At 58.6% G+C, this 13,777-nt stretch carries 10 protein-coding genes, 1 tRNA gene and 1 rRNA gene; 11 read left to right on the forward strand and 1 reads right to left on the reverse strand.

Translation table 11 applies throughout. From position 1 onward, the window contains the following. The first annotated feature begins 3 nt into the window (after positions 1-3). Positions 4-801, forward strand: a complete 798-nt coding sequence (locus ACTQV3_RS06700; protein ID WP_441069305.1) for a DUF4931 domain-containing protein — start codon at positions 4-6, stop codon at positions 799-801. 30 nt (positions 802-831) lie between these two features. Here ACTQV3_RS06700 and ACTQV3_RS06705 read toward each other — a convergent pair whose 3' ends face one another. Next, entirely contained in the window at positions 832-1,830 is a 999-nt protein-coding gene (locus tag ACTQV3_RS06705) for a bile acid:sodium symporter family protein (protein ID WP_441069303.1), read from the reverse strand. Positions 1,831-2,105: 275 nt separating this feature from the next. Here ACTQV3_RS06705 and recJ point away from each other — a divergent pair, with 275 nt between their 5' ends. The 10 genes from recJ to ACTQV3_RS06755 form a co-directional block, all read left to right on the forward strand. After that, positions 2,106-5,393: a single-stranded-DNA-specific exonuclease RecJ gene (gene recJ, locus ACTQV3_RS06710; RefSeq protein WP_441536016.1), complete on the forward strand. Its 3,288-nt coding sequence runs from the start codon at positions 2,106-2,108 to the stop codon at positions 5,391-5,393. A 14-nt stretch (positions 5,394-5,407) separates the two neighbouring features. Further along, the gene (locus ACTQV3_RS06715) at positions 5,408-7,768 is read left to right on the forward strand and encodes a RelA/SpoT family protein (protein WP_441069299.1); all 2,361 of its coding nucleotides are present in this window, start codon (positions 5,408-5,410) and stop codon (positions 7,766-7,768) included. A gap of 86 nt (positions 7,769-7,854) precedes the next feature. Next, complete coding sequence (locus ACTQV3_RS06720) at positions 7,855-8,538, forward strand: MBL fold metallo-hydrolase (RefSeq protein ID WP_441069297.1); 684 nt, start codon at positions 7,855-7,857, stop codon at positions 8,536-8,538. 194 nt (positions 8,539-8,732) lie between these two features. After that, complete coding sequence (gene fba / locus ACTQV3_RS06725) at positions 8,733-9,599, forward strand: class II fructose-1,6-bisphosphate aldolase (RefSeq protein ID WP_154517212.1); 867 nt, start codon at positions 8,733-8,735, stop codon at positions 9,597-9,599. Between the two features lie 253 nt (positions 9,600-9,852). Continuing rightward, entirely contained in the window at positions 9,853-11,286 is a 1,434-nt protein-coding gene (locus tag ACTQV3_RS06730; RefSeq protein ID WP_441069295.1) for a transglutaminase-like domain-containing protein, read from the forward strand. A 39-nt stretch (positions 11,287-11,325) separates the two neighbouring features. Further along, positions 11,326-11,412, forward strand: a tRNA-Leu gene (locus ACTQV3_RS06735). 432 nt (positions 11,413-11,844) lie between these two features. After that, positions 11,845-12,414, forward strand: a complete 570-nt coding sequence (infC, locus tag ACTQV3_RS06740; protein WP_006234423.1) for a translation initiation factor IF-3 — start codon at positions 11,845-11,847, stop codon at positions 12,412-12,414. A 32-nt stretch (positions 12,415-12,446) separates the two neighbouring features. Further along, a complete protein-coding gene (gene rpmI, locus ACTQV3_RS06745; RefSeq protein WP_006234422.1) occupies positions 12,447-12,638 on the forward strand; it encodes a 50S ribosomal protein L35 in 192 nt (63 codons plus the stop codon). A gap of 46 nt (positions 12,639-12,684) precedes the next feature. Further along, the gene (gene rplT / locus ACTQV3_RS06750; RefSeq protein WP_006234421.1) at positions 12,685-13,044 is read left to right on the forward strand and encodes a 50S ribosomal protein L20; all 360 of its coding nucleotides are present in this window, start codon (positions 12,685-12,687) and stop codon (positions 13,042-13,044) included. Between the two features lie 538 nt (positions 13,045-13,582). Then, positions 13,583-13,777 (forward strand): 16S ribosomal RNA (locus tag ACTQV3_RS06755); the annotation flags it as partial.

The following is a 13,777-nucleotide window of genomic DNA, read 5'->3' on the forward strand; positions in this document are numbered from 1 at the left end:
CCCGTGCCCCTGGTATTTGACGTTCAGCAGGCGAGCGGGAAGCCCGACGACAACCGGCGCCCTGGCACCGCGTGCCCCTTTTGCGATACCGAGGAACTCGCCAATATCATCCGGCGCGACGGTGACTGTATCTGGCTCGAGAATAAGTTCAAGACCCTGCGCGCCACCCGTCAAACCGTGCTGATCGAGTCGGCCGACCACGACGCAGACCTGGTGACCTATGCGCCGGACGAGCTGCATCATGTGATGCGGTTTGCCCTGGGTTGCTGGCAGCAGATGATCGATTCACGGCAGTATCGAAGCGTGCTCATGTACAAGAACAAGGGTCCGCTCTCGGGCGGTAGTCTCGTTCATCCGCACATGCAGATTGTGGGTTTGGAGCAGGAAGATGGCTATGCTTCGCTGACTTCCGCCAATTTCGAAGGCATCAATGTCTGGCAACAGGGGAGAATTGCGGTCAACATCTCAACCGAACCGATTATGGGGTTCTTTGAGGTCAACGTTTCAGCTCCGCGGGGAATCGCCGCCAGCGATGACACGCGGGACCAAGCCGAGGCGAATCTCTTCGCCGATGCGATCCAGGTAGCTCTGCGTTATATCCTAAACGAGCACCACGGTGGCCGTGCAGAGTCGTACAACTTGTTCTTCTATCACCTGGGCGGTCGGACCATTGCCAAGGCGCTGCCGCGTTGGGTGGTTTCGCCCTACTTTGTCGGCTATCGTTTGGCCCAGGTCAATGCCGAGACGACGCTCGATATCGATGCTGAGCGCCTGCGCGCGCATCTGGAAACGCTCGTATAGCAAGACTAACACCCGCGTAATGCGGACAGCCTAGCGTGCCATGGCGTCGCGGCCGGCCTCGACGCGCTTGCGCTGGGCAGCGCGCTCCTCGCCGGTTAGACGCTCAAAGAGATGCCCGATAAGCGAGGCAAGTACCTGCTGAAACAGCGTTCCGCACATGACGGGAAATACGACTTCGCCCGGAAAGTATTGCGTGGCGATGACGGCGCCCGAAGAGATGTTGCGCATGCCGCAGGTAAAGCACATGGCAGTCGTTTCGCTATACGGCAGATGCAGTGCGCGGGCGACCAGAATACCGACGACAAAGCCGCTGATGGCGAAGATCAAAATAAAGAGGGCGACTTCCAAGCGCACCGCGTTCATGTGCAGCACGTACTCGCTCATGGCGGTGGAGTTCGACGCGATAACACCCATCATCATGAACTTGCAGGCGGGCGAGAGCGCGGGGGAGAGCTTCTCGTGTCCCCATCCGCGCGTGAGTTCGTTAATCACGATGCCGAGCAGGGCGGGGATAGCGATCATGAAGGCCATGTTCTGCATCATGCCCGGCACGTCGATCGAGACGGTGGCGCCCAGCAAGAGCTTAAGCGTGAGCGGAATCGTAACGGGTGAGATAACCGAGGACGTCAGGATGATGGTGAGCGCGAGCGGGCCGTTGCCGCCGAACATGCTAATCCACATAAAGGCAGTGACTGCCACAGGTACGCTGTACTCGAGCACGATACCGCAGACTAGGTTGGGGTTGGAGCCAAAGAACAGCGACCCCATGGCATAGGCTGTTATGGGAATAAGCACCGCCGAGACCAGCAGCGCCAAAATCAGGTGCAGCGGACGGCGGAATACTTCGGCTACCTGATGGAAGGTGTTGCTGAGGGCACCTTGGAACGTCATAAAGGCAAACAGGATGGGGACGATGGGCTTGAGTACGCCGATCTGCTGGGGAAAGAGCACGCCAAGCGTCACGCAAATCGGAACGATGATCTGCATATGCCCCGCGAGGAACTTACCCAGTCCAACCCATTGCTTCATATGCGCTTGTGACTCCCTTTGCTCGTGAATCCGTTTTGAATGGATATGCTAGACGCTCGCATGCGTCCGTGTGGCTGAAACGCCCGATTATTTCGAGGCTATTACCGCCCTCGTTTATCGAAACCACGGCGTGCTGGACGTTGTGCGTCCGCGCCGCACGGTATAATAAATCCGTTCAACAGATCTGCCTGCCGAAGCGGGCATACACAGAGGACTCATCGCTATGAACCGTGAGAGGTATCGCGGCGACCTGCCCCTATCGGGGGTGGGCGCCTATGTCATCGCTTAAGACAACGCATCGCTGGGCGGTCGCTCAGCAAAACCCCGAGCTCGAAAAGGAGCTTTCGGCTGGCCTGGGCATACCCGGGCTGGTGGCGCGCATTATGGTTGCGCACGGCATTACATCCATCGAGGAAGGCCAGCTTTTTCTGACGCCTTCGCTCGATCGCGACTGGGCGGACCCGCTCGTTATTCCGGGTATGGCGGTCGTCGTCGACCGCGTTGAGCGTGCTATTCGCAGCCACGAGCGCATCGCCGTCTTTGGCGATTTTGACGTCGACGGCATTACGTCGACTTGTCTGTTGACCGAGGCGCTGCGTTCGTTTGGCGCCAACGTCACGCCGTTTATTCCGCATCGTTTTGACGAGGGCTACGGTCTGTCGCGTGCGGCGCTCGACCGCGTTAACGAGCTCGCTCGCCCCCAGCTGATCGTGACCGTCGATAACGGCATTGCCGCCAAGGAAGAGGCCTCCTATCTGGAGAGCCTGGGGATCGATTTGGTGGTCACGGACCATCACGAGCCGTCCGACCAGGTGCCGCAGGGCGTGCCCCTGACCGACCCCAAGCTCGAGGACAAGGGTCCCTCGCGCGAGCTTGCCGGTGCCGGCGTGGCACTCAAGCTGGTGCAGGTCCTGGGCGAGCGTTTGGGCAAGCCGTCGTATTGGCGTTCGCTGATAGAGGTCGCGGCGTTGGGCACCGTGTCCGACATGATGCCGCTTACGCCCGAGAATCGCGCACTGGTCGCCGAGGGCATCCAGCAGATGCGCGTGACGGCCCGTCCCGGCTATATCGCGCTTGCCGCACTTGCCAAGGCCGACCTTTCTACCATTACGGCCGACGGCCTGTCGTTTTCGCTCATCCCCCGTCTGAATGCTGCCGGCCGCATGGCCGATCCCAAGCTGGCGCTCGACCTGCTGCTTGCCCGCGACCCCATCGAAGCGAGCGCGCTTGCCGCCGAGCTCGAGGAAATCAATCGCCAACGCCGCGAGATCGAGGCCGAGCTTACGCGCGATGCCATGGCGAAGGTCGAGGAGACTTATGACGGCGGGCGCGCAATCGTCGTGGGCGGCGAGGGCTGGCACGAGGGCGTCAAGGGCATCGTGGCGAGCCGCTTGACCAATCGCTATCACGTGCCGGCGCTGCTCTTCTCGATCGAGGGTGGCGTTGCGCGCGGATCGGGCCGCTCGGTGGGCAAGATCAACCTGTTCGACGCCGTCGAGCGTTGCTCCGACCTGCTGATTCGTCGCGGCGGGCATGCCGGTGCGGTGGGTGTGACCATCGAGGCATCCAAGCTCGATGAGTTCCGCCGTCGCCTTTCGGCCGTGCTGTCGGAGCTTCCCGCCGAGGACTTTGAGGACACTGACGAGGTTGCCGCCACCGTTGATCTCTCCGAGCTAGATATCGAGACCATCGAGCAAATTTCCCGTCTTGAGCCGTTTGGCCAAGGCAATAAGGTGCCGCTTCTGGCCGCCGAGGGCGTGACGATGTGCGATCGCGCCGTGGTGGGCAAAACCGGCGAGCACATGCGCTTTGTGGCGACCGATGGTGCCGCGAGTGTGCCGGCCATCATGTTCCGCGTGCCGCAGATCGATAGGCTCATCAATTGCGACAGCGCCGTCGACTTGGTGTTCGAGGCCGTGGCCGAGCATTGGCAGGGACGTGTGAAGCCCAAGCTCATGATCAAAGATGTCTTGGTGCGCGATACCGCGGCGCCCAATATCGACGATCCGGAATGTGAGCTTCGCCGCGGCGTGCAACCGGCGGATTCTGGTCTGCGCCTGGAGTCGCGTAAACGCGAGACGCTCGCCCAGCTTTCTTATACCGAGCTCACGCGCTCGCTTATCCATAGCTTTATCGGCTCGAACCAGCCGCATCGCGCGCAGGTCGAGGCACTCGACGCGCTTGCCGACCATCAGAGCGTTTTGGCCGTTATGGGGACGGGGCGTGGCAAGTCTTTGATTTTCCATGTGCATGCCGCGCGCGAGGCGGTTCTTCGCGGGCGTGCGAGCATTTTTGTCTATCCTCTGCGTTCGCTCGTTGCCGATCAGGCCTATCACCTTTCCTCGACGATGGCCGCGCTCGGCATTGGTGTCGGCGTGCTGACTGGCGAGACCGTGGAGGCCGTACGCGATGACGTGTTCGCCGGCCTTGCTTCGGGTCGCACCGGTATCGTTCTCACGACGCCCGAGTTCTTGTCTATCCACCGCGATCGATTTGCGCGTTCTGGACGTATTGGCTTCGTTGTTATCGATGAGGCGCACCATGCCGGTCTTGCTAAGGGTGGTGACCGGAGTGCATACCTCGATATGCCCGATATTCTTAAAGCCCTGGGCGACCCCGTTGTCATGGCGGCAACGGCTACCGCGACGGCTCCAGTTGTGGCAGAGCTTGCTCGCGTATTGCCGATTACCAGCACGGTGGTCGACGAGACCGTTCGCGAGAACCTACAACTCGAGGACGATCGTGACCTTGCGAGCCGTGAAAATCGCCTGGTTTCGATCGTTGCGACGGGGGAGAAGACCGTCATCTACGTGAACTCGCGCGACCAGTCCGTGGCGCTTGCCAAGACGTTGCGCAAACGTGTGCCCGACTGCGCGACCCATATCGCGTTCTATAACGCCGGGCTTGCGCGTTCCGATCGCCGACGCGTCGAGGAGGCGTTTCGAGATGGCAGCCTGAGCTGCATCGTTTCAACCTCGGCCTTCGGTGAGGGCGTCAACCTGCCCGATATCCGCCATGTCGTGCTCTACCACATGCCGTTTGGCGCGATTGAGTTTAACCAGATGAGTGGCCGTGCCGGCCGCGATGGGCAGCCTGCCGTGATTCACCTGCTCTATTCGTCTCGTGACGCTCGTATTAATGAGCGCCTGCTCGATTGTTACGCGCCCGAGCGCGATGAGCTTGTCACGCTCTATCGGGCGCTGCAGACCATGTGGCGCTCCAATCGTGGCAAGACGGGGGACGATTCATTCTGCGCAAGCGATATCGACATTGCGCAGATGTGCCTTGCAATCGACGCGCGCACGCCGGTCGATGAGCGTTCGGTGGCAAGCGGCTTGGGAATCTTCGAAGAGCTCGGTTTCTGTCACGTTTCGGGGTTTGACGATACCCGTCGCATCGCGATGACCGAAAACCCCGGGCGCGTGCAGTTGAGCAGGTCGATCCGCTATTTGGAGGGCTTGCGCTCGCGTATGGAGTTCTCGGCTTTCCGGAGTTGGGCACTCGATTCGTGCGCTTCTGATATGCTTACCAAAATTAACCGCCCGATCGTACCGCGGGCCTAGGGAAGGGGACCTCGATGGATGCCGCAGCCCGTACCGCCCATGATTCCGCCCTCCAGCCCTTTTCGGAGATGGAGCACTATACGCATGCCGATGATCTGCCGCCCGAGATTATGGCGGACAGCTACGACAAGCTGGAGCGCCTGTGCCTTAAATATATGAGTGAGGATGACTTCTCCAAGGTGGAGCAGGCCTACTGCTTTGCTGCCGAGAAGCACTGCAACCAAAAGCGGCGCTCGGGTGAGATGTACATTAACCATCCCGTCGAGGTGGCTATCATTTTGGCCGACCTTAAGATGGACTGCGATGTGGTGTGCGCTGCATTGCTGCACGATACCGTCGAGGATACCGATACCTCGCTTGCCGATGTTTCGGGTCTGTTTGGCGAAACCGTGGCAGAGCTCGTCGACGGCGTGACCAAGCTCACCAACATCGAAGTCGACAACATGGACGAAAAGCAGGCGCTTACGCTGCGCAAGATGTTCCTCGCCATGTCCAAGGACATTCGCGTCATCATCGTCAAACTCGCCGACCGCCTGCATAATATGCGCACGCTTGCCGCCCTGCGCGAGGACCGCCGCCTGTTTAAGGCGCGCGAGACCATGGATGTGTACGCGCCCCTGGCCGACCGCCTGGGCATGAGCTCTATCAAGTGGGAACTCGAGGATCTGTCCTTCTTCTACCTTGAACCCGACGCTTACCAGCGCATCGCCCGCATGGTGGCAGAGTCACGCGAGGTTCGCGAACGCTTTCTGGCCGAGACTATCAAGACGCTTACCGATGAGCTCGACCGCATTGGCCTTGAGGATTTTCAGATCAACGGTCGTTCCAAGCACTATTGGTCCATCTATCAAAAGATGAAGCGCAAGGGCAAGGAGTTCTCCGAGATTTATGATCTGGTGGCGCTGCGCGTCATCACCCATTCGGTGCGCGATTGCTATTCCACGCTTGGTGCCGTGCATACTTTATGGCATCCCATGCCCGGTCGTTTTAAAGACTATATCGCCATGCCCAAGGTCAATAACTACCAATCGCTCCACACGACGGTTATCGGCCCCACGGCCCGTCCGCTCGAGATTCAGATTCGAACCTACGAGATGCACGAGCAGGCCGAGTACGGCATCGCCGCCCACTGGCTATATAAGAAATCGGGCGGATCGTCTGCCTCCAAGACCAACGACGCACAGCGTCTGGACGATCAGATTAACTGGCTCAAGCACTCGCTCGATTGGGCAGCCTCTGACGAGATCACCGATGCCAAAGAATATCTGCACTCACTGAAGGTCGACCTGTTTGACCAGGAGATTTTTGTCTTTACGCCCAAGGGTGAGGTCATGGCGCTTCGTGCGGGCTCTACACCGCTCGACTTTGCCTACGCTGTTCATACCGAGGTCGGCAACCACTGCGTCGGCGCCAAAATCAACGGTGCGGTGGCTCCGCTCACGCACGAAATCAAGACGGGTGACCGTGTCGAGATCCTGACTAACAAGAGCTCCAAGCCGTCGCGCGATTGGCTCAAGATTGTCAAGACGCCTTCGGCCAAGTCAAAGATTCGCCGTTACTTCGCCGCTGCGACCAAAGACGATGACGCTGCTGCCGGTCGCGATATGCTGGCCAAGGACCTGCGCAAGCGCGGGTACGGCATCTCTACGCCGCGATCCACGCGTGCACTCAATGCCGTGGCGGAGCAGTTTAACTTCAAGCAACTCGAGGACCTGTTTGCAGCCGTTGGCGCGGGCAAGGTCGCCCCGCGCGCTGTGGGCAATAAGGTCGAGCAAATCTTGGATCCCAAGCCCGAGGAGCAGCTTACCAAGGCCGAAGCCATCGCTGAGGTCGTCAAGCAGCCTGCCCGCGGTTCCAACCGCAAACCGCAAAAGCGTGGCAAGAGTGCAAGTAACGGCATTATCGTCAAGGGCGAGAGCAACAGCGGCCTGCTGGTTCGTCTGGCGCATTGCTGCAATCCGGTGACGGGCGACGACATCGTGGGCTTTATCACGCGCGGTCGAGGCGTCTCGGTGCATCGTGCCAACTGCCCCAACGTCAAGGGTCTCATGGAACACCCCGAGCGCATGATTGACGTGGAGTGGGATGGTGCTGCCGATACGCTTTTCCAGGTCGAGATCGTGGTCGAGTGCTTGGATCGTATGGGCTTGCTCAAGGATGTCACCATCGCCATTGGCGATGCAGGCGGAAATATCCTTTCCGCCGCTACCTCGACCAACCGCGAGGGCATTGCGACCCTGCGCTTTATGGTCGAGATTTCGGACGCGAGCGGTCTGGATCCGCTGCTGGCATCCATCAGCAGTGTCGACTCGGTCTATGACGCACGCCGTCTGATGCCTGGCGAGGGTGGGGCTCAGCTTAAGCGTCGCGTATAGGCGTGACGAACGCACAACGGTAATGATATTGGCTACGTTCGAGGCATCGTTTGATGCCTCGACGCTTGTAGAAGGAGGACGTGCTCATGGTCACTGCAGCTTTGGACTTAACCCCTCGGGGTACAGCTTCGATCGAGGCGCTTGTAAACGGCCCCATTCAGACCAACAGTTACGCCGTAATCTCGAGCGGCGAATGCCTGATTATCGATCCGGCCTGGGAAGGTGAGCGTCTTGTGGAACATATCTATGCCAAGCATCCTGACGCGCACGTGCTAGGCGCTGTCTGCACCCATGGCCATGCCGATCACGTAGGTGGCGTTGCCGGAGCGCGAGCCGCCGTCGGTAAGGGTTTCCTATATGAGTTAGGTGCGAAGGACGTGTTGGTATCTCGTGAGAATATCGAGGAGCAGCGAGCGATGTGGGGCATCGATACGCCCGATCCGGGCGAGCCGACGCGATTGCTTGCTGAGGGCGATACGATTGAATTGGGTGATATCTGCCTGCAGGTGATCGAGACGCCCGGTCACACACCGGGTGGCATTGTCTTGTTCGCCGCCACCGAGCAGGGAAGCATCGCCTTTGTTGGCGACACCCTGTTTCCGGGCAGCCACGGCCGCACCGATCTTGCCGGTGGCGACGAGGCGGCGATTCTGCGCTCGCTCTCCAAGCTCGCCCGGCTTCTCCCGCCCGATACCGTTTGCCTAACCGGGCATGGTGATTCGACCACTATGGCGCGCGAGCTCATGCAGAACCCTTTCATGCAGATGTAGCTTTGTAGTCAGCTGCTTAAGCACGAGAAGTGTCCAAACGTCAAGATATTTTCCCCAACGGGCCGATTCCGTAGGGCAAACGGTCAAAAAAAGTCTGTTTGGACGATATTCGTGAACAAACGAACGTTTATGCTCGGGTACGCCGTGGTAAAATCTCATGCGTTATCGGAGCAACCTTACAGGAGGTTTCTTTTATGCTCGTCAACGCAGCAGACATGCTCAAGAAGGCCGAGGCCGGCAAGTATGCTCTCGGTGCCTTCAACACCAACAACCTCGAGTGGACTCTGGCTATTCTCCAGGCCGCCGAGGAGGCCAAGTCTCCGCTGATCCTTCAGTGCACCGCTGGTGCCGCTAAGTGGATGGGCGGTTTCAAGGTCTGCGCCGACATGGTCAAGGCTGCCGTCGAGGCCACGGGTGTTACCGTTCCCGTCGCTCTTCACCTCGATCACGGTTCTTACGAGGACTGCTTCAAGTGCATCGAGGCCGGCTTCACGTCCATCATGTATGACGGCTCTCACGAGGAAACCTTCCAGCTTAACCTCGATCGCACCAAGGAGCTCGTTGAGCTTGCCCACTCCAAGGGCATGTCCATCGAGGCCGAGGTCGGCGGCATCGGCGGCACCGAGGACGGCGTGACCTCCAACGGCGAACTCGCTGACCCCGCTGAGTGCAAGCAGATTGCTGACCTGGGCGTCGACTTCCTCGCCTGCGGCATCGGCAACATCCACGGCGTGTATCCCGCCGACTGGGCCGGTCTTTCCTTCGAGCGTCTGAGCGAGATCAAGGCTCAGACCGGCGACCTGCCCCTCGTTCTGCACGGTGGTACCGGCATCCCCGAGGATCAGATCAAGAAGGCCATCTCCCTGGGCATCTCCAAGATCAACGTCAACACCGACCTGCAGCTTGTCTTCGCTGCCGCCACGCGTGAGTACGTTGAGGCTGGCAAGGATCAGCAGGGCAAGGGCTATGACCCCCGCAAGCTCCTGAAGCCCGGTCGCGAGGCCATCGTTGCCCGCACTAAGGAGCTCATGGAGGAGTTTGGCTCCGTCAACAAGGCGTAAGTAGCGGTTTAACTTCCCGCCGGAGGCCCCGTTTCCCCTACGCTGTTTCCCTCGCGCTCACCTGGCTTCGCCAGAAGTCGCGCGATGGAATCAGCTCCGGGGAAACGGGGCCTCCTTCGTTAACTCGCTACGGGGTTACTGGGCTGAATTATTTATTTGACTACCGTTCAGCGGTGTTGATGGCTCCCTTGTTGGGGCTTTCTTTTTATGTCGGTACAATGGTCTCGGGTTGTCGTTCTGCGTGGGAGTGGTTATGGCTGTCGTTAAAGTTTTGCCTGCCGATGGAAAGGTTGTTGCCGAGGGCCCCGTTGGTTGCTCTGTTGATGTTTGTTGTGATGATTTTCGTCATCTCGACATTGGATTGCCACCTGAGATCCTTCGTCTCAAGGACGCCGGGTACCTGGCGCAGGCTGTTGCGGCTTGCGACCGTCTTTTGGAGCAGAGCCCTGATCCCTCGTTGGCCGCTTGCGTTCGTGCCGAGCGGTATCGCATGATCGAGACGTCGTTTCATTTTTCGGTGTCGCGCGATCAGGCTATTGCGATGATCCGCGAGGAGTGGCCGGAGTTTACCGAGGATCAGTTTGACGACCTGATCGATCGCAAGCGCATCGACTGGCGCTTTATCGATGGTGAACTGTTCGTTCTCGACAACTTCCTTGATTCTTTGCGTGTGTATCCCAAGGAGGTTCCGGGCCTGCGTCCCGATTCTACGGATGGAACTGCGCTGCGCAACCAGATGCTTAAGAAGATGGAATCACAGGGCGGGCTGTCTCGTGCCATTACGCTTAAAGCATCCGTGTCTGTTCCCGGTGCTCTGGAGGGGGAGGCCGTTCGCGCGTGGCTTCCCGTTGCCGCAGCCTGCCGCCAGCAGTCTCATATCGAGATTCTCGATATGACGCCGGAGGGGGTCCTTGCTCCCGCGAACGCTTTGGCGCGTACCGCCTCGTGGGTTTCCTCGGCTGATCGATCGTTCTCAGTGACCTATCGTTATCTGATTGATGCCGCTTATTGCGATATCTACGGGGGAGCGCTTCCGGCGCATCCGTGTATGGACGCGCCGCTGCCCAAGGATATTTCCGAGGACCGACCGCATATTGCATTCACGCCGTATCTGCAGCAGCTGACCGAACATGTTATCGATGGTCTCGAGGATCAGCTCGACCGCGCTCGGGCTATCTATGATTATTTGACGCATCATATCGACTATCGATACCAGCCACCGTATCTGCTTCTGGGCTCTATCGCCGATGACTGCGCGCATTCGCTTCGCGGTGACTGCGGTGTTATGGCACTCACGTTTATCACCATGTGCCGCATCGCCGGCGTGCCCGCACGTTGGCAGAGCGGCCTGTACGTTGCGCCCGACTCGGTGGGCTCGCATGACTGGGCGGAGTTCTATACACCGCAGACGGGTTGGCTTAACGCCGATGTCTCGTTTGGATCCTCGGCACGCAGGATGGGGGAGGAATGGCGCCGCCGCCACTACTTTGGCAACCTCGATCCATGGCGCATGGTGGCAAACTGTCGGTTCCAGGCAGAGTTTGAACCCGTCTTTGACGGTATGCGTGAGGACCCCTACGATAACCAGATGGGCGAGGCCTCGGTCGACGGTCGCGGATGCCGTCAGCGCGAGATGCTCCGCACGGTCGAACTCATCGAAATGCTCGAAGTTCCATTTTCGGACTAATCTACGGAAAGCTGTGATAAACTAACTCACGCAACACGTGCCCGAGTGGCGGAATTGGCAGACGCAGTGGACTCAAAATCCACCGTTGGCAACAACGTGCGAGTTCGAGTCTCGCCTCGGGCACCATACATGCAAAAGAGCGTTCAAGGGGGTCGAGGCCCCCTTTTTCGTGCCGAACTCGCGTGAGCGCGCGGAGCGTTAAGCAAACAGGCCTGTGGCCTGTTTGTAGCGGAGCGTGGCGAGGGCGCCATGCGCCCGAAGCCCGGGGCTTCGCGAAGCGAAGGCCCTTCGAGTCTCGCCTCGGGCACCATACATGCAAAAGAGCGTTCAAGGGGGTCGAGACCCCCTTTTTCGTGTACGTAATGTGATAACGAGCGGTACGTGTTATTATCGCCAAGGCGTTGTTTCCGCAATGCCCTAAAGAGGAACCCGAGGGTTCCCACCTTTTGGCGCCAATGAGCAGCTGACTGGTCATACAACTTAGATTCTCTTCCTCATATCGAGGATGTCTATGTGTACGACCTGGTTGCAAAAAAGCGCCGGGTTATTTTTTTATGAATGGAGGTAGGGAAAATAGCTAAGTCTGATGACACCCGCATCAACGACGAGATCACTGCATCTTCGTGCCGTTTGATTGGCGTCGATGGCTCTCAGCTCGGCCTGTTCGCCATCCGCGATGCCCAGCGCGTCGCCGACGATCAGGGTCTCGACCTTGTCGAGATCGCTCCCAACGCGGAGCCGCCGGTCTGCAAGGTCATGGACTACGGTAAGTTCAAGTACCAGCAGGCCATGAAGGCCAAGGCTGCTCGTAAGAACCAGTCCAAGGTCGAGGTTAAGGAAATGAAGTTCCGACCCAAGATCGACGTTGGCGACTACGAGACCAAGAAGGGCCACGTTCTGCGTTTCCTCAAGAAGGGCGCACGCGTTAAGATCACCATCATGTTCCGCGGCCGTGAGATGGCTCACCCGGAGCAGGGTCTTAACGTTCTCGAGCGTCTCGCCGAGGATCTTAAGCCTTACGCTACGGTCGAGTCCAAGCCTAAGATGGAAGGCCGTAACATGCTTATGCTGCTCGCCCCAATTAAGGGCGCCTTTGATGAGGATAAAGCGGCAAGTGATACTAAGTAACTAGTGTTCTGTAACCGATTAAGGAGTATTTCATGCCTAAGATGAAGTCCCACAGCGGCACCAAGAAGCGTTTCCGCAAGACTGGTACCGGCAAGCTTATGCGCGCCAAGGCTTTCAAGAGCCACATCCTGAGCAAGAAGTCCACCAAGCGTAAGCGTGGCTTCCGTCAGGAGACCGAGATCGCCGCTGCCGACCGCAAGGTCATCAAGTCGCGTCTCGCCTAAGTTAGCGTTCCCGTTTTTCGTTTAACCGTCTAGGAGTTGATAGAACATGGCACGTATTAAGCGCGCTGTTGCCGCCAAGAAGAAGCGCCGTACCGTTATGCACCGTGCGAAGGGTTACTACGGTGCCGCTTCGCGTACTTACAAGCATGCTAAAGAGCAGGTCCAGCACTCTCTGCAGTATCAGTACCGTGACCGCCGCAATAAGAAGCGCGAGATTCGCTCTCTCTGGATCACCCGTATCAACGCTGCTGCTCGCCTGAACGACATCTCTTACTCTCAGTTCATGCACGGCCTGAAGGTCGCCGGTATCGAGCTCGACCGCAAGGTCCTGGCTCAGATGGCTTACGAGGACATCGAGTCTTTCAACGAGCTGGCTACCATCGCCAAGAAGGCTCTCGAGGCCTAATTGATTCTCTTGAATCGCTAGGGGAGTGTCGCGCTGTGCGCGGCGCTCCCTCTTTTTATCTAAGGCGCTGGTTTATATAGCAAAAGCGCGGGTAGATAGACACTTACAGGTGACCGATTTTTATATATCTCTTAACCGAAGGGTCATCATCTGATACGTGCAGTATTTCTGCACCAGCCTTTCTATTACTTATATAGGAAGCGATATATTGTGTAGGACTTGTGAAGAGTGGAATTGACGTCCCACATCGCTTCGCGGTCTGGCAATATATCTCCTTGCCGCGCGGCCCGGTCGAACCGGGAACCGGCGCAGGCGTGCACCTTGAGAACCGGATACTGCGAGGATGGACACACATGGTGTGTCGCATCCGGGCAGACATCGAACCATTTGAAATGGTCTGACTTGGATTCGTTTTTCGCAAGGCCGCCGAGAGGCGGCCCCGAGGAATTCCTTTTCCTATCAAACAGAACCATATGAATCGAACGGAACCGATCAGCGATGACTGAGAGGACCGGACGGGCTCGAGGCCCATATATTTTGGACGGAGAGTTCGATCCTGGCTCAGGATGAACGCTGGCGGCGCGCCTAACACATGCAAGTCGAACGGCACCCCTCTCCGGAGGGAAGCGAGTGGCGAACGGCTGAGTAACACGTGGAGAACCTGCCCCCTCCCCCGGGATAGCCGCCCGAAAGGACGGGTAATACCGGATACCCCCGGGTGCCGCATGGCGCC

The sequence above is a fragment of the Collinsella sp. LCP19S3_A7 genome, from assembly GCF_052121995.1.
Lineage (GTDB): Bacteria > Actinomycetota > Coriobacteriia > Coriobacteriales > Coriobacteriaceae > Collinsella.